The organism is Collinsella sp. TF11-5AC, from assembly GCF_003436775.1.
Taxonomy (GTDB): Bacteria; Actinomycetota; Coriobacteriia; order Coriobacteriales; family Coriobacteriaceae; genus Collinsella.
Window position 1 is genome coordinate 80,714 of sequence record NZ_QSQO01000004.1, and the last position, 16,131, is coordinate 96,844.

The 16,131-nt window shown below is 58.8% G+C and carries 14 protein-coding genes, 1 other RNA gene and 1 pseudogene; 4 read left to right on the plus strand and 12 right to left on the minus strand.

Annotated features, from left to right (window positions below; genetic code table 11):
- Positions 1-65: 65 nt before the first annotated feature.
- From DXD16_RS03395 to DXD16_RS03410, 4 genes and pseudogenes are all read right to left on the minus strand, one after another.
- Positions 66-377, minus strand: a pseudogene (locus DXD16_RS03395) (peptide chain release factor-like protein); the annotation flags it as partial.
- A gap of 152 nt (positions 378-529) precedes the next feature.
- The gene (locus tag DXD16_RS03400; protein ID WP_117639195.1) at positions 530-1,108 is read right to left on the minus strand and encodes a xanthine phosphoribosyltransferase; all 579 of its coding nucleotides are present in this window, start codon (positions 1,106-1,108) and stop codon (positions 530-532) included.
- 158 nt (positions 1,109-1,266) lie between these two features.
- On the minus strand, positions 1,267-2,571 hold the full coding sequence (locus DXD16_RS03405; protein ID WP_117655121.1) for an MFS transporter: 1,305 nt from the start codon (positions 2,569-2,571) through the stop codon (positions 1,267-1,269).
- Positions 2,572-2,712: 141 nt separating this feature from the next.
- Positions 2,713-3,996: an O-acetylhomoserine aminocarboxypropyltransferase/cysteine synthase family protein gene (locus DXD16_RS03410; protein ID WP_117655122.1), complete on the minus strand. Its 1,284-nt coding sequence runs from the start codon at positions 3,994-3,996 to the stop codon at positions 2,713-2,715.
- Positions 3,997-4,225: 229 nt separating this feature from the next.
- Here DXD16_RS03410 and DXD16_RS03415 point away from each other — a divergent pair, with 229 nt between their 5' ends.
- The gene (locus tag DXD16_RS03415; RefSeq protein WP_117655123.1) at positions 4,226-4,672 is read left to right on the plus strand and encodes a C-GCAxxG-C-C family protein; all 447 of its coding nucleotides are present in this window, start codon (positions 4,226-4,228) and stop codon (positions 4,670-4,672) included.
- A 67-nt stretch (positions 4,673-4,739) separates the two neighbouring features.
- Here DXD16_RS03415 and DXD16_RS03420 read toward each other — a convergent pair whose 3' ends face one another.
- From DXD16_RS03420 to rpsA, 3 genes are all read right to left on the minus strand, one after another.
- Positions 4,740-5,378: a YigZ family protein gene (locus tag DXD16_RS03420; RefSeq protein ID WP_199408088.1), complete on the minus strand. Its 639-nt coding sequence runs from the start codon at positions 5,376-5,378 to the stop codon at positions 4,740-4,742.
- Between the two features lie 224 nt (positions 5,379-5,602).
- An RNA gene (gene rnpB / locus DXD16_RS03425) (RNase P RNA component class A) lies at positions 5,603-5,964 on the minus strand.
- Between the two features lie 340 nt (positions 5,965-6,304).
- Positions 6,305-7,471, minus strand: coding sequence for a 30S ribosomal protein S1 (gene rpsA / locus DXD16_RS03430; RefSeq protein ID WP_022095232.1), 1,167 nt, complete (start codon positions 7,469-7,471; stop codon positions 6,305-6,307).
- A 315-nt stretch (positions 7,472-7,786) separates the two neighbouring features.
- Between rpsA and DXD16_RS03435 the strand changes: the two genes are divergently transcribed.
- Positions 7,787-8,545 carry an HAD family hydrolase gene (locus DXD16_RS03435; RefSeq protein WP_117655125.1) on the plus strand — a complete coding sequence of 253 codons (759 nt, stop codon included), beginning with the start codon at positions 7,787-7,789 and terminating at the stop codon, positions 8,543-8,545.
- Here DXD16_RS03435 and DXD16_RS03440 read toward each other — a convergent pair.
- Positions 8,542-9,861 (minus strand): serine dehydratase subunit alpha family protein, encoded by a 1,320-nt coding sequence (locus DXD16_RS03440; RefSeq protein ID WP_117655126.1) that lies wholly within the window; start codon positions 9,859-9,861, stop codon positions 8,542-8,544. The genes DXD16_RS03435 and DXD16_RS03440 overlap by 4 nt on opposite strands.
- Before the next feature lie 270 nt (positions 9,862-10,131).
- On the opposite strand from DXD16_RS03440, the gene rpiB reads away from it, so the two are divergent.
- On the plus strand, positions 10,132-10,599 hold the full coding sequence (gene rpiB, locus DXD16_RS03445) for a ribose 5-phosphate isomerase B (protein WP_035138007.1): 468 nt from the start codon (positions 10,132-10,134) through the stop codon (positions 10,597-10,599).
- Positions 10,600-10,779: 180 nt separating this feature from the next.
- On the opposite strand, the gene ndk is transcribed toward rpiB, so the two are convergent.
- From ndk to DXD16_RS03460, 4 genes are all read right to left on the minus strand, one after another.
- Positions 10,780-11,184, minus strand: a complete 405-nt coding sequence (ndk, locus tag DXD16_RS03450; protein ID WP_055251725.1) for a nucleoside-diphosphate kinase — start codon at positions 11,182-11,184, stop codon at positions 10,780-10,782.
- Between the two features lie 377 nt (positions 11,185-11,561).
- On the minus strand, positions 11,562-12,992 hold the full coding sequence (gene argH, locus DXD16_RS03455; RefSeq protein ID WP_117655127.1) for an argininosuccinate lyase: 1,431 nt from the start codon (positions 12,990-12,992) through the stop codon (positions 11,562-11,564).
- A 118-nt stretch (positions 12,993-13,110) separates the two neighbouring features.
- Positions 13,111-13,281, minus strand: coding sequence for a hypothetical protein (locus DXD16_RS10290; RefSeq protein ID WP_156058436.1), 171 nt, complete (start codon positions 13,279-13,281; stop codon positions 13,111-13,113).
- A gap of 233 nt (positions 13,282-13,514) precedes the next feature.
- Entirely contained in the window at positions 13,515-14,741 is a 1,227-nt protein-coding gene (locus DXD16_RS03460) for an argininosuccinate synthase (RefSeq protein ID WP_117655128.1), read from the minus strand.
- 554 nt (positions 14,742-15,295) lie between these two features.
- Here DXD16_RS03460 and DXD16_RS03465 point away from each other — a divergent pair.
- Positions 15,296-16,123 carry a Cof-type HAD-IIB family hydrolase gene (locus DXD16_RS03465; RefSeq protein WP_117655129.1) on the plus strand — a complete coding sequence of 276 codons (828 nt, stop codon included), beginning with the start codon at positions 15,296-15,298 and terminating at the stop codon, positions 16,121-16,123.
- The last annotated feature ends 8 nt before the right edge of the window (positions 16,124-16,131 follow it).

Consider the following 16,131-nt stretch of genomic DNA (forward strand, 5'->3'; position numbering starts at 1 on the left):
TAGGGACTGTTTATGCAGCTAAAGCCGCGAAACAGTCCCTATTTCACCGCAACTTATTGAGAAGATCATTCCTCCCCGCCCGGCTTGCGACGGTTGGCCTTTTTAATCGCGTTGAAGTGCTTGTCATTGAGCCTGCGCTGGCGAGAGCGCAGAGGCACCTTAGTCTTTACGCGTCGGCGCGGTGGACGCCCGCGACGCTCCAGCTCAGCGCGCAGCTTACGCAGACAGCTCGCGCGATTCTGAAACTGACTACGGCTCTCGCGCGCCGTCACGACAATCCCCGTGGGCCCATGCTTCATACGCACCGCCGAGTCCGTCGTGTTCACGCCCTGCCCGCCCGGACCCGTCGCGCGAAACACCTGCACCTCGCAATCGCGCGCCAACTCCTCGACCGACATCTCGGCATAGCGCGCATATTCGCGCCATCCCATCTTGTTCTCATCCATATCAACACCTCCCCTCATACAAAAAATGTGACAAAGGGACGGTCCCTTTGTCACATCGCATACCAATCGCTTGTGTTGCGCGCTTAGGCGAAGGTGATCTCGCCGGTCTCGCAGTCCATATCGGCGATACGGGCCAGGCTCTCAACGCGGAAGCCGCGCTCGCGGAGCTTATCACCGCCGCCCTGGAAGCCCTTCTCCACCGCAATGCCAATACCGGACACCTCGGCACCCGCAGCCTCGCAGATCTTGATAAGACCCTCGAGCGCGCAGCCGTTGGCCAAGAAGTCGTCGATGATCAGGACCTTGTCGCCCTCGGACAGGAAACGCTTGCCAACGATGACCGGGTACTCCTTCTGCTTGGTAAAGGAGTAGATGGTCGTGGCATACTGCTCGCCGTCGAGGTTGATGGACTGGGCCTTCTTGGCAAAGACCACCGGCACGCCGCCAAAGTGCTGGGCTGCAATGCAAGCCATACCAATGCCCGAAGCCTCAATCGTCAGGATCTTGTTGATCTCGACATTCTTGAACAGACGGGCCCACTCGGCGCCCATGTGGTCGAACAGCTCAACGTCGCACTGGTGGTTGAGGAAGGCATCAACCTTAAGGACGTTACCGGCCTTTACGATGCCGTCATGGCGAATACGATCCTCAAGCTCCTGCATGGCGCAACCCCTTCTCGCGGCAACGATACCGCGCGATTAATAAACGTTGTTCGATAGTCTACCACGGACCGACCCCCGCCTGTCCCACAAGCCGCATCGCACCACAAACCAGTCTTTTTGGGACGGCGCGAATACGTGGCAGGCAGCCTCCCAACACGCTAATGGCGGGCGCGCATCCTCACCAAACGCACCATGGCGAGCGCAAAACCCACAGCGGCCACAGCCATAAGCACGTAGAACACCGAGCGAAAACCGAATAGGAATACATCCGGACGGCCTGCAACGAAACTGGTCACGGCCTCGCCCATCGCCACGCTCATCTGCCCATACAGGATATGCGACGCCACCGTAATGCCGAATGCCATGCCAGCGTAGCGCGCCAAACTGCCCAAGCTGCCCGCAAAACCGAGCGCCTCGCGCGGGGCCGAACCCATATACAGGGAGTTGTTAGGGCTTTGGAAAATCGACGTACCGAGCGACATAAATGCGACGCAGCACACGATCGCAAGGATGGAGGAATGCTCGTTGAGCGTGCTCACCGCAAAGAGACCGCACACGTACACACCCAGGCCGACTGCCGTGGGGCCCTCGCAGCCAACACGGTCCGAAACCGTGCCCGAAAGCGGGCCGATAAAGGCATTCACCATCGGCAGCGCCAAAAAGAGTAGCCCAGAGATGTCGGAACCAAAGCCGTGGGCGTCCTGAAAATAGAACGGCAGAATAAACTCGGATGCGCCAATACCAACGAACACGATGAGCATGCAAGCAAGGTTGATGGTGAAGGCCGAATTTGCAAAGCAGCGACGAGCGGCCTCGATCAGGGACATGGGGCGCTCGCCGGCCTCCGGCTTAACATGCGGTAGTGTATAGAGTCCCACGATAAACGAGATGACGCCAATGGGCAGGTTGATGAGGAAGATGCTCTCCCAGGGAAAGCTTGCCACCAGCATGCCGCCGAGCACGGGGCCGCACATCATGCCGAGGGCCACGAAGGTCGCGAGAATACCCATGGCACGACCGCGCTCGCGCGCCGGAAACGACTCGGTGATGATACCCATGTTGTTAGCCATGGCCGCCGCGCAACCGACGCCCTGAACAATGCGTGCCAGGATAAGAACCTCGAGCGAGGCCGAAAGGCCGCACAGCAGCGAACCGACCGTAAAGACGATGACGCCCAGCTGGAATACGCCCACCTTGCCGCGCACGTCGCCCAGACGGCCAAACGGCAACATAGCCACGCATGTCGCAAGCAGATACACCGAGCTCACCAGCTGAATGCGATCGAGGCCCACGCCCAGCTCCTTTTGCATCACGGGCAGCGCCACGGTCACGACGGTCGAATCCAGACACACCATAAACGTCATGATGAGCACGGTAAACAGAATCGCCCATTTGTTCTTGCCATGGGTGTCGCCCTCTAGGGCAATGCGCTCGCGGCGCAGCTGCTCTGCAGTTTTTTCCATATCCATCCTTTCGAGTGGTGCAACGCAAAAACGGGGCCCCAATCGCCTGCGAACAGTCGCGATTGGGGTCCCGCCTACGGAATCGGAACGAAAGGTCACCGAAGCTTTCTGCTGGCATCGGCGACTTATGCGAACGCTAGCCTAGCACTGCTCGAGCGCCTGCTCAAGGTCGGCAATCAGATCGGCCGTGTCCTCGAGGCCGCACGACAGGCGCACCATGTCGGCGGAGATGCCGCAGGCGATGAGCTCCTCATCGTTCATCTGGCGATGCGTAGCGTTAGCGGGATGCAGGCAGCAAGTGCGGGCGTCGGCCACATGCGTGGCGATCTGGGCGAGCTTGAGGCTCTTCATAAAGGTCTCGGCCGCCGCGCGACCACCGTTAAAGCCAAAGCTCACAACGCCGCAAGTACCGTTGGGCATGTACTTCTGAGCCAGGTCATAGTACTTATCGCCCTCCAGGCCCGGATAGCTCACGAAGCGCACCTTGGGATGGCTCTGCAGGAACTTGGCAACGGCAAAGCCGTTCTCGCAATGACGCGGCATGCGCACATGCAGGCTCTCGAGCGAGCTGTTCAAGAAGAATGCCGCCTGCGGGTTCTGCATGGGGCCGAGGTCGCGCATGAGCTGCGCGGTGGCCTTGGTAATAAAGGCGCCCTCACGGCCGAACTTCTCGGCATAGGTCACGCCGTGGTAGCTCTCGTCAGGCGTGGTGAGACCCGGGAACTTGTCCGCATGGGCCATCCAGTCAAACTGGCCGTGGTCGACAATCACGCCGCCCAGGTAGGCAGCATGTCCATCCATGTACTTGGTGGTGGAGTGCGTAACGATGTCGGCGCCCCACTCAAAGGGACGGCACATCACGGGCGTCGGGAAGGTGTTGTCGACCATCAGCGGCACGCCGTGGTCATGCGCGGCCTTGGCAAAGCGCTCAATATCGAGCACGGCAAGGGCGGGGTTGGCAATCGTCTCGCCAAAGACAAGCTTGGTATTGGGCTCAAAGGCTGCCTCGAGCTCCTCATCGGTGCAGTCGGGGGCGACGAACGTGCAAGTCACGCCCATGCGGCCCATGGTATGGGCAAGCAGGTTGTAGGTACCGCCGTAGATAGCAGAGCTCGCGACCACGTGATCACCGGCACCGGCCACGTTAAAGATCGCGAGGAAGTTCGCGGCCATGCCCGAGCTCGTGAGCATCGCAGCGGTGCCGCCCTCCATCTCGCAGATCTTGGCGGCAACCAGATCGCACGTGGGATTCTGCAGACGGCTGTAGAAGTAGCCCGACTCCTCCAGGTCAAACAGCTTGCCCATGTGCTCGGACGTGTCGTATTTCCACGTGGTGGACTGGTAGATGGGCACCTGGCGCGGCTCCGCATCTCCCGGGTGATAGCCGCCCTGAACACATGTAGTACCGATGGTCTGCTCGCTCATATCCAACTCCCTTACTTGGGTTTTGTTTTATTCGGTTCACGATACCGCTACCCCGCACCCCTCTCAACCCATCCCGCCGATAGGTTATGGGACAAATGAATCAGGGGCATTCGTCTCAGCCTTAGGCATTTGTTCGATGGATATAAATGAGGCATACCTGAAGCTCTCAATGATTACATACACCGGCAAGGGTACCATAGGCGGGTACACCGTAATCAAGGAGACACCGATGAAGCAAATCGATACAGCCCAGCTCGGCATCACCGCCTGTCAGGCTCAGGCTGCCGAGTACCACGCCCGCGGCTTTAACTGCGCGCAGGCCGTCGCCTGCACGCTCGCGCCCGCCGTCGGGCTCGACCCCCAGGTCGCCTTTACCCTCACCGAGGGCTTTGGCGCCGGCATGGGCGGCATGACCGAAACCTGCGGCGCCATCTCGGGTGCCGTGGCCATCATGGGCTTTGTAATGAGTGAAGGCATGGAGAACCCCAAGACCAAGGGTCAGACCTACAAGCTGTCGCGCGAAATCGCCAAGCGTTTTGGCGAGAAGAACACGACGACCGTCTGCGGCACGCTCAAGGGCATCGGATCGGACAAGGGTCCGCTCCGCAGCTGCCCCGGCTGCATCGACGATGCCGTCGAGATCGCCTGCGATGTGCTAAAGCAGCTCGCCGAGTAAACGGCAGCAACATAAAACGACAGCCGGCGCGCTTGGGATTCATCCAAATGCACGCCGGCCGTCGTCGTTAGAACTCAGCAAACACGGGAGCGCTGACCTCAATCTCCTCGCGCCCCGCCATAAGCTCGCACATCTTAGCGCAAAACGGCTCTTGCTCCCCCGCTTTAAACACCAAGTGAAGTGTCACAGCATCCGCGTAATCGGTATCCGAAACCTTGGCGCCCGAATCCTGCGCCAAGCGAAGCACCTGCTCATACTGTGGATAGGCCACATGCACATCAACCGGCACGACGCTCGTCATCTCGACGATCTGCCCGGCCTCCTGAGCCGCGGCCAACGCCGCCTGCGTCGCCGCGGTATAGGCACGCACCAAACCACCAGGCCCCAACAGCGTGCCACCAAAATAGCGCGTTACTACGCAGCAAACATTTTTGAGCCCCGCACCGCGCAGCACCTCGAGCGTCGGCATACCACTCGTGCGGCTCGGTTCACCATCATCGCTCTGGCGCTCGCGTCCATCGACCAAAATCCACGCGGGAACATTGTGTCGAGCGTCATAATGACGCTTGCGAACCATCTCGATAAAGGCATTCGCCTCATCCTCGGACTCAATATGGACCAGCTGGGCAATAAACCGGCTCTTGCGGTCCACAAACTCGCCCGAAGCCTCATTATTCGATTGCAGAGTAAAATAGCTGTCCAACAAAGCCCCTCAACAACAAGCAAAGCAACAAACAGCCTCAATAATACGGCAAAGAGTACTTCGGCTACCTCACCAAAAAGAACGGAGCCACCGATGATAAGGCAAAAACAGCGAGACGGCGTCAGCTGAGTCGATTTGGCCCGAAAGAGGAGGGAGCACGCCTTATGGCGGCGACCGACGAATGAGCGACAAATCGGCCAGCTGACGCCGTCGCAGCGTCAACAAGAAAGCTGAGTGGGCCTGTAAGCCGGGTTCTGTCGTGAACGGTCATTTATCTTGTCTGCACGTTACCGTGCAGCTCCACGCACGCTACCCGAACGCGGACCGGGCCGGCCCATAGCGTTCCTATTCGCGCTTGCTCCGGATGGGGCTTGCCAAGCCGCCGTGTTGCCACGACGCTGGTGGTCTCTTACACCACCGTTTCAGCTTTTCCCTTTACGCCTTGCGACGCAGGTGGGAGTCTTCTTTTCTGCGGCGCTTTCCGTCGGATCACTCCGCCCGGCCGTTAGCCGGCATCCCGCCCTCTGGAGCCCGGACTTTCCTCACGCGTGCTGCAAGCAGCACATCGCGCGACCGTCTGGCCCACTCAGCAGTGCAAGAGTGTAGCACACCGTTGCCGCAGGCAACGGCACAACACAAGCGCTCGCACGATAAACCAAGAACCACCCATGCGCTACAATAATCACGTCGATGGGCAACGTCGTCAGTCGAGACGCGACCGCGCTCCGCACCCCTCCGTCTACTCGGTGCGTTCCCGCCTCCTCCCCGAGGCGGGATGTCGGCATTTTTCATGCACCGACAACCCAATAGCCTGTGGACAGCCCGGACATCATTGCGCACGAGCAGCATCGCGCGCATCAGCAGCAGATACAAAAAGGGACCCATCCATTACGGACGGATCCCTTAAAACAAGTGATCGTCAAACCGATTTACTCGGCGTCGGTCTCCTCGTCCTTCTTCTCGGAAGGCAGCGGAGTAACCTCGATCTCGACGCCCAGAGTCTCAGCAGCGGACTTCATGGACAGGGAGATACGACGACGGTCGAGGTCGATCTCCATGACCTTGACCTGAACCTTGTCGCCCACGTGGGTGACCTGAGAAGGCTGATCGACGTGCTTGTTGGCCATCTCGGAGATGTGCACCAGGCCCTCGATGCCCTCGCCCAGGTCGACGAAAGCGCCGAACGGGACAAGCTTGGTCACAGTGCCCTCGACGATAGCACCGACGGGATACTTCTTGACCAGTGCGCGCCACGGATCCTCGGTGGTCTGCTTGAGACCCAGGGAGATACGCTCGCGGTTGAGGTCGACGTCGAGAACCTCGACCTCGACCTCCTGGCCGACCTTGACAACCTCGGAAGGATGGTTGACGTGGTTCCAGGAGAGCTCGGAGATGTGGATGAGGCCGTCGATGCCGCCGAGGTCGACGAAGGCGCCGAAGTCGACGATGGAGGAAACAGTGCCCTGGAGACGCATGCCAGACTTGAGCTTGGACAGGATCTCGGAGCGCTCGGCCTTACGGGACTCCTCGAGCACGACGCGACGGGAGAGGACGACGTTGTTGCGGTTGCGGTCCATCTCGATGACGCGGGCCTCGATGCGGGTACCCATGTAGGACGTGAGGTCCTTGACGCGACGGAGGTCGACGAGGGAAGCGGGCAGGAAGCCACGCAGGCCGATGTCGAGGATCAGGCCGCCCTTGACAACCTCGATAACCTCGCCCTCGACGTTCTCGCCAGAGTTGAACTTCTCCTCGATGCGGTTCCAAGCACGCTCGTACTCGGCACGCTTCTTGGACAGGACCAGACGACCGTCCTTATCCTCCTTCTGGAGAACCAGTGCCTCGATGGGATCACCGAGTGCAACGATGTCTGCAGGGTTAGCGTCCTTGCGGATGGACAGCTCGCGGACCGGGATAACGCCCTCGGACTTGAATCCGATGTCAACGAGCACCTCGTCATGCTCGATCTTAACGACAGTGCCGTTAACGAGATCGCCCTCATCAAAGTCGGTAATCGTACCGTCGATGAGGTTGTTCATCTCCTCCTCGTTGACATCGTCAAGAGAGAAAATGGACGAGTTCTGAATCTCACTCAAAGGTGGACCCCTTTCGAACTACGGGGCCCCGATTGCTAGGACCTACAGAAGGGTGCGACAAGCACACAACGTTTAGGAACACTCGGGAGCCGACAGATACTAATGTGACGCTTATGCAATCACGTTCGTATAGGTTACGGGGAAATCATTTCGATTTCAAGCGTGAACTGCGATTTTTTACTCGTATGGAGACTTTTTCGCAATCTTGTGAACGACTGTCTCCACAAGTTGACGATAAGCAGTGAAGCATACTGCTTTGGGGTAAAGTATCCCAGACATACGATTCTGGAACGATTTTTCGAGAAAGGTGCCCGCGTGCTCAAAGCAGTCGTTTTCGATATGGACGAGACGCTTCTTAGCATCAACCTCAACGCGTTCATCCTTCGCTATTTTAAGGATGTCTCATCGATGCTCGCGGATATCGGACGTCGCAGCCGCGGGGGCACGATGGCACGCCTCGGCACCATCCTGGTCGACCTCAACGCCAATCGTCGCAACAGTACGGACAATCGCACCAATCTTGAGTTTTACCAGGAAGAGGTTGAGCGCCGGTGCGGCATTTGCCTCTCGGACCCACTCATCTACGAGGCGTTTACCTACTACGATCGCGAAGTCCTGCCGTACAAGAATGACGAACTCATCAACGCCCATGCCATGCCGGGCGCACACGCCGCGCTCCAGGCCGTACAGGACGCAGGGCTGCGCTGCGCGCTCTTTACCAACCCCAGCTTTCCGCAGGGGGCCATCGAGTGCCGCATGGGTTGGGGCGACCTGGCCGACGCCCCCTTTGAGCTCGTCACGCACATGGGAAACGCCACCCGCTGCAAGCCTGATGCCACCTACTATCTAGAGCAGCTTCAGGTGATGGGGCTCGAACCGCACGAGGTCCTTATGGTGGGCAACGATCCCAAACGCGACTTCCCTAGCCCCGCCTGCGGCATTCAGACTGCCTATGTAGGCCAGGGCAAGCCCAACCGAGTCACCTGGCGCGGAACCATGGAAGGCTTCGCCCGCGACTTTAACGCCGTAGTAGAAGCCTTCTACGAACACCAAGTAGCGGAAGAGTTGTCCTAACAGACTCGAGTCTTGCCGATCATGATGTTGAGGATCTCGACGTCGGTGTCCTTCATGCCCACGCGGCCTACGTAGCCCATACTGGCGATTGTCTGCTCAACGGTATCTTGGATCAGGCCCTCGCCGGCGCGGAAGCCGCGACCCTGCATGGCCAAATCATGGCCCAGGATCGCTGCATCGACGGCAGCCGAGATCTTGGCGGCACAGCTCGCCTTGGCGCCATCGCACACGATGCCGCCAACGTTACCGAGCGTGTTCGAAACCGTCGCGCCAATCTGCTCGCGCGTGCCACCGCACAGCCAGGTAATCGCAGCACCGGCACCGCACGCAGCGCAAATAGCACCGCAAAACGCCGAGAGCGCACCAATATAGCTCTTGATATGCACGGCGATAAGATCGGACAGCATCACGGCGCGCACCAGGCGCTCGTGGTCGCAGCGCAGGTACTCGGCATACTCCATGACGGGCAGTGCGCAGGTAATGCCCTGATTGCCCGAGCCGCACACAATGGCGACCGGCAGCGCGCAACCGTTCATGCGGGCGTCGGACCCGGCGGCCGCACGGGCACGGGCACGGCAGGCGACGTCATCGGCACGAGCACCCAGCAGCGTACGACCCACCTCGGCGCCCCAAGCGTGCGCAAGGCCCTCGGCACTGATTGCGCCATTCAGCTCAATCTGACGCTCAACGGCAGCGCGGGCGCCCTCAATGTCACCGTCCTCGATAAAGTCGATGATGGAATCAATGGACATGGGCGTATCGGCGTTATCTGCCGCACGCTCGGCCACCACGCGCTCGGCGCAGGCGGCGCACTCCCCCGCCGACTTGCCGCATACCGGAATACCATCGAGCGTATGGCACGTGACATTAGTGTGGTGATCGGTAATCTCGACGACCGCGGTATGGCCCCCGGCCGTCGCAGTCACCTTGATGTAGAGGTTGGGCACACCCTCGACAAGCGACACATCGCAGTAGCCGGCGTCGGCGAGGAGCTCGGCCACGCGAGCGCGGTCTTCATCGTTAACGCTCTCGAGCACCTCGAGCGCGCTCTTAGCGTCGCCGCCCACGGCACCCAGCACGGCCGCGGCTTCAATACCGTGCATACCGCCCGAGTTGGGCACGGTCACGCTCTTAACGTTCTTGATAATGTTGCCCGAGCAGGCAACATCCATATGATCGGGTTCGCAACCGAGCGTCTGGCTCGCCAGCGCCGCTGCATAGGCAACGGCAATGGGCTCGGTGCAGCCGAGTGCACAGACAAGCTCGCGGTTCAAAACATCGCAAAACGCGGCATCACGGATGGAATCGGTAGGCATAGGTATCTCCTGCTTGCATAACGGGCTGGACTTTCAAAAAAGTTGGCTCCTTTATTTGATAACAATGCATCAAAAACCGCAACCACGGTTCCGGCGGACGGCGCTCAAGCACAAATTGGCGGCATTATTCATGAGAGGCCGGTCTTGTTGCCTGCTAAAGCGTTTGACCAAAAAACGCCCGAGCGTTTACGCAAAAGTCGCGCTATCATGCAGTCGAACGCGGTAAACACCTTTAGCATTTGCGCCGCACAGACCAGAGAGGAACCATCCATGAAGATCGGTATCGGTAACGACCACGCCGCCGTCGAGCTCAAGAACATCATTTCCGAGCACCTGAAGGAGCGCGGCTGCGAGGTCGTGAACTTTGGCACCGACACCTCCGAGAGCTTCGACTACCCCATCGCCGGTTACAAAGTGGGCAAGGCCGTTGCCAACGGCGACGTTGACCTGGGTATCCTGATCTGCGGCACCGGCGTCGGGATCAGTCTGGCTGCCAACAAGGTCGAGGGCGTACGCGCCGTCGTGTGCTCCGAGCCCTTCAGCGCCAAGCTCTCGCGCATGCACAACAACACCAACGTGCTCGCCTTTGGCGCCCGCGTCGTTGGCTCCGAGCTCGCCAAGATGATCGTCGACGAGTGGCTCGACGCCGAGTTTGAGGGCGGCCGTCACGAGCGTCGCGTTAACCTCCTCAACGAGATCGACCACACGCGCGGCCTTAAGATCGTCGACGAGGCCTAAAGATTCACAAAGCCATACGACGCTAACGCCAGCCCCCGCCCGGAAGAAACATCCGGACGGGGGCTCTTTAGTAGATTTGTGGGGGTTTACCAAAAGTCTACTGGAATAAAAAGGGCGCCGCGGATGAAGTTCCGCGGCGCCCAAGCCACACGCTAACAGCTTTAAGGAGTCAAAGCTGGTTTAGCCAAAAAAGCGCTTGATCTCGATCTCGGCGTTCTCCAGGCAGTCGGAGCCGTGGATCACGTTGGCGTTGACATCGACAGCAAAGTCGCCGCGAATGGTGCCGGGGGCAGCATCAAGCGGGTTGGTGGCGCCCATAAGGGTGCGCATCTTGGAGACAGCGGAGAGGCCGGAAACGACCATCTTGACGACCGGACCGCTCGTCATAAAGTCGCAGAGACCGCCAAAGAAGGGCTTGTCGGCCAGATGGGCGTAGTGCTCCTCGACGGTAGCGCGCTCGAGCGTGGTCATCTCCATGCGCTCGATAACAAGGCCGCTGCGCTCAATGCGAGCAACGATCTCGCCGATCTTGCGATCGCGCACGGCGTCGGGCTTAATCATGATGAAGGTCTTCTCGATAGCCATAAGGTAGCCTTTCAAGTAGGTTCGCGCGTGCCCAAGTCCCATTCCGGCACCCGCCCGGACTGCATCGTAACAGAGTTCTAGCTGCAGTTAAACAAAAAGCCGTTTATTGAAGCGTTATTATTTATTAAAGCGCTCCATATGTGTCACTTCTGTTTCGAAGCCCGACTAGAGTACCATCCGTCCCACTTTCAACTGCAACGAACAGAACGGGCGGTCGATTGTCGCCCGTGAACGCACCCCCTTCACAACCTGCGCAAATGTCCTACAGAAGTTCTCGACAAGCTCCTTCCTTCTCTATAACAAAACGGGTGCCCACCATAGCGGGCACCCGTAAAGGCAAAATATGATGAACACACCAGACAGACGCATCCAATAAGCTAATTAGCTCCGTGGCCCATCTCGACGACCTTGGATAACGAGCCAAACACACCCTCATCGGCCGCGAGCTGCGCCTCGGCGCTTCCCAACTGCACGGCAACGGCAGCAGGGGCGGTACCACCCTCGGTCGTGCGCGCGGCGACAATCGACGGGATGTCGAGTGCCTCGGTAATGTCGCGCTCAAAGAGCGGACTTGCCTCCTGAAACACCTCAAACGGCAGGTCCTCAAGATTGCAGCCGCGCTTCTCACACATCAGGACAAGATGACCCACCACGGCATGTGCCTCGCGGAACGGCAGGCCGCGCTTTGCCAGGTAATCGGCAACATCAGTGGCTGCCAAGTGGCCCACACCACACTCGCGCGCCATGGCATCCTCGTTGACGGTCCAGGTCGAAATCATTCCGGCCATAACGGACAGGCACTGCATGAGCGTGTGAGCGGTATCGAGCGCGCCCTCCTTGTCCTCCTGCAAGTCCTTGTTATAAGCGAGCGGCAGGCCCTTCATGGTCACCAGCAGCTGCACCAGGTTGCCGTACACGCGACCGCTCTTACCGCGGATAAGCTCGGCAAAGTCGGGATTCTTCTTCTGCGGCATGATGGACGAGCCGGTGGAGTAGGAGTCTGAAAGCGTGATAAAGCCAAATTCGGAGCTCGACCACAGCACGATCTCCTCGGAAAGACGCGACAGGTGCATCGCCATGACGGATCCGGCGTAATGCAGATCGAGCAGGAAATCACGGTCGGAAACCGCATCGAGCGAGTTGGGAATCACGCCCGCAAAGCCAAGTTCGGCAGCCGTCATCTGGCGATCGAGCGGATAGCTCGTACCGGCAAGCGCGGCAGCACCCAGCGGGCAGTTGTCGGCGGCATCAAAGGCGGCCTTCAGGCGCGTAAAGTCGCGCGCGAACATCCAGGAATACGCCAGCAGATGATGCGAGAGCAGCACGGGCTGAGCGTGCTGCATATGCGTGTAGCCCGGAAGAATCACCTTGTCGTACTTCTTGGCCGCATCCACCAGCACATGGCGCAGCTCAAGATTGGCCTCCATGAGCTCCTTGGCCAGCGCCTTGACGCCCAGGCGCGTATCGGTCGCCACCTGGTCGTTGCGCGAACGCCCAGTATGCAAGCGTTTGCCAGCCTCGCCGATACGACGCGTCAGCTCGCTTTCGATGGACATATGAATGTCCTCGTCGTTGATATCAAAGGTGAAGTTGCCGGCATCGATATCCTGTTCGATTCCGGTCAGGCCCTCGGCAATCGCCTGCTCGTCCTCGGCGCTGATAATGCCCTGGGCCGCCAGCATCTTGGCATGTGCCTTAGATCCGGCGATATCCTGCTTATAGAGATGTTTGTCAACCGGCAACGACGCGCCAAACTCCTGCGTGACCTCGGCCACGCCTGCCTCAAAACGACCGCCCCAAAGAGCCATGGAACCGTCCCCTTTCATCAAATCCCAAAACAAGCGCCCAAAGCAATGCGCCCTGTCGCTAAAGCGATTTCTCAACCGCTAGTTTTGTATATTCCCCACCATGTGCGAGGCCATATAGCTAATTTGCAAAGAAGTGACGCGCCATGCACTTGGCGCCCAACGTCTCCCTCCGAATGTTGCCCTGCGAACCATCGATCCAGGCCTTTAGGCTCATAGGAACGTCCTCGACCTTTGCAGCATCGAACTCGGGCGCGAGGGCAAGTAAAGCATGCGCGATAGCATTGAACATAATGGATACTCCCCATATATATAGGCGCAGGGCCGTCAAATTGATAGGAGGAGCCCCGCCGGACAACCCCGGCGGGGCTCGGACTCAGCCGCAGACGCGGCATCATATATGCGGGCGGAACGTAGGGGCCACCGATGTTAAGAAGTGTCAGCAAGCATAACGAAAGGTAGGGACCCCATGCGCCCGTTATGTATCACGCGGATGGGCCGCGCGGATACCAAAGGAAGGAGGCGCTAGGCCTGGGCGGCAGCAGAGCTGGGGCCCTGGACCTTAGCCCACGTCTTGAGCGACAGCGTATCGATCTCGATAAAGCCGGCGCTGGCCTTCTCGTCAAACGTAGTGTCGCGGTCGTAGGTAGCCAGACCGTAGTCATACAGGCTAAACGGGCTCTTGCGGCCGACGACATGGCAGTTGCCCTTAAAGAACTTCAGACGGACGGTGCCGGTCACGAACTTCTGGGTGTCGGCCATAAAGGCATCGAGCGCGTTTTTGAGCGGGCTGTACCACTGGCCGTTGTACACGGCGGTGGCCCAATCCTGCTCGAGCTTAATCTTGGTCTTGAGCAGGTCGCCCTCGACGCAGATGTCCTCGAGCGCCTTGTGGGCGGTGATGAGCGTCAGGGCGCCAGGAACCTCGTAGCACTCGCGACTCTTGAGGCCCACCAGACGATCCTCGACCAGGTCGAGACGGCCAAAGCCGTTGTCACCCGAAATCTTGTTGAGGGCGATGACGATCTCGGAGAGTTTCATCTTCTTGCCATCGACGGCGACGGGCTTGCCCGCCTCAAACTCAATCTCGGTGCAGGTCGGGGTGTCCGGCGTGTCCTCGGGGTTCTTGGTCATAACCCAGGCGTCGTCGAGCGGCTCGTTCCAGGGATCCTCCAGGTGACCGCACTCGATGGCGCGACCCCACAGGTTGTCGTCGATGGAATAGGGGTTGTCGTTGGCGCCCTCGGGAACCGGCACGTTGTGGGCGTGAGCATAGGCAACCTCATCGGGACGGCACTTCAGATCCCACTCGCGAACCGGGGCGATAACCTTAAGCTCGGGGTCGAGGGCCTTGACGGCAGCCTCAAAACGAACCTGGTCGTTACCCTTGCCGGTGCAGCCGTGGGCGACGTAGGTCGCGCCAAACTCGTGAGCGACCTCGACAAGCTTCTTGGCGAGCAGCGGGCGAGACAGCGCGGAGAGCAGCGGGTACTTGTTCTCGTACATGGAGTTTGCGGCGATGGCCTTAGTCAGGAACTCATCGGAGAACTCGTCGCGCAGGTCGAGCACCTGGCAATCGAGAACGCCCAGGTCAAGCGCCTTCTGCTTCTTGGCATCCAAGCCGGTCTCCTCCTGGCCCACGTTGCCGCAGACGCAAACGACATCGAGATTCTTCTCGTCCTGGAGCCACTTGACACATACGGATGTATCAAGACCACCGGAATATGCGAGAACGACTTTTTCCTTGCTCATGGCTGTTTCCTTTCGCCCTTGGTAGCTAGTTAGAACATCGGTCAGCTGCAAGTCATTTCGAGGTCAAAAAACCGTGCAATATCAGGTTAAATAGCAAAAAGCAGCACAGCATGCCCTAGAAACATGCGTTTATATCGTGCTAAAACCCAACGACCTCAAAATGACTCTGTTGGGGCATTTCACCCCATACGAACAGAGACGATTGCTATCGTCGTCGGGAAATTGCGCGCTGGCGTCGGATGGCATTATCTGCAGTGGTGATGATCTTTACGAACTGCATCTGCCTCTCCTTTCACCTATCGCCGGGCGCAATTCTAATATCGTAAACGGTACCTTTTCTTCGGTAAGCGGTTGTATTTCCGTCTCCGTTTTCGATGGTCGCTATATTACGCTAAAGTGCCCGCAGCACAAGCGACAAATTCAAATTTCTGAAAAGTTTTTTCATTACTTTGTGAAGCGTGGTGCAAATACGCTCCGTTCCTGCGACAATACGCTCAGTTACTGGTTGATGGTTATAACGTCTGAAACAATTTCGAAACGAAAGGCGCGCTTTTATGCAAACTTACGAATCGGACACCAATATCGGAAGCATTAAGATTCTCGCCGTCGACATGGACAAGACGCTACTCACCGACAAGCGCGTGTTGCCGCAGGGTCTTGATGAGCGCCTGGACAAGCTCGCCGACGCAGGCATTGTATTCTGCCCCGCCAGCGGACGCCCCGCCCCCAAACTCGAGGAAATGTTCGAGAGCATTAAGAACCGCCTTGCTTTTTGTCCCGACAACGGAGCCTGCGTCATCTATCGCGGCAGCTATATCTATAAGAGCAACATCGATGTGGCGCTGTATCAGCAGGTGCTCGCCCGTGCCTCGGAGGACCCGCGTGCCGTTCCCGTCTTGTGCTGCTACGACGAGTTCTATGTGCTCGCCCGCGACCATCAGTACCACGACGAGATCAGCGTGTACTACAACACGATCAACTACGTCGATAGCTTTGAGGGCCTTGATATCGAGTCCAACAAGATTTCGATCTTCTTCCCCGCCTACGACGCCGAGCCCGCTTTCCGCGAGACCTATAACCCCGAGTTCTCGGACAAGCTCTACGTCACCAACGCCGGGCGCGAGTGGATCGACTTTATGAACCTGGGCGTCGACAAGGGCGCCGGCGTCGCGCACCTGTGCGAGCACCTGGGCATCGATATTGCCGATGCTGCCGCCGTGGGCGACACCTACAACGACATCCCCATGCTGGAGCGCGTCGGGCATAGCTTTATCGTGGACAATGCCGAGGAGCACATGAACGCGCATGCTAAATGGCGCATTCCGAGCAACAACGACGGGGGCGTACTGACGCTCATCGACGCCATCTTGGCGGCTCGTTAACGTGGCTC

Bases quoted from the DNA above. Each gene is read 5' to 3' on its own strand.
- ndk (WP_055251725.1), bottom strand. From the start codon at position 11,184: ATGGCTATCGAGAAGACCTTCATCATGATTAAGCCCGACGCCGTGCGC.
- DXD16_RS03460 (WP_117655128.1), bottom strand. From the start codon at position 14,741: ATGAGCAAGGAAAAAGTCGTTCTCGCATATTCCGGTGGTCTTGATACA.
- DXD16_RS03405 (WP_117655121.1), bottom strand. From the start codon at position 2,571: ATGGAAAAAACTGCAGAGCAGCTGCGCCGCGAGCGCATTGCCCTAGAG.
- DXD16_RS03465 (WP_117655129.1), top strand. From the start codon at position 15,296: ATGCAAACTTACGAATCGGACACCAATATCGGAAGCATTAAGATTCTC.
- argH (WP_117655127.1), bottom strand. From the start codon at position 12,992: ATGGCTCTTTGGGGCGGTCGTTTTGAGGCAGGCGTGGCCGAGGTCACG.
- DXD16_RS10290 (WP_156058436.1), bottom strand. From the start codon at position 13,281: ATGTTCAATGCTATCGCGCATGCTTTACTTGCCCTCGCGCCCGAGTTC.
- DXD16_RS03410 (WP_117655122.1), bottom strand. From the start codon at position 3,996: ATGAGCGAGCAGACCATCGGTACTACATGTGTTCAGGGCGGCTATCAC.
- DXD16_RS03415 (WP_117655123.1), top strand. From the start codon at position 4,226: ATGAAGCAAATCGATACAGCCCAGCTCGGCATCACCGCCTGTCAGGCT.
- DXD16_RS03440 (WP_117655126.1), bottom strand. From the start codon at position 9,861: ATGCCTACCGATTCCATCCGTGATGCCGCGTTTTGCGATGTTTTGAAC.
- rpiB (WP_035138007.1), top strand. From the start codon at position 10,132: ATGAAGATCGGTATCGGTAACGACCACGCCGCCGTCGAGCTCAAGAAC.
- DXD16_RS03400 (WP_117639195.1), bottom strand. From the start codon at position 1,108: ATGCAGGAGCTTGAGGATCGTATTCGCCATGACGGCATCGTAAAGGCC.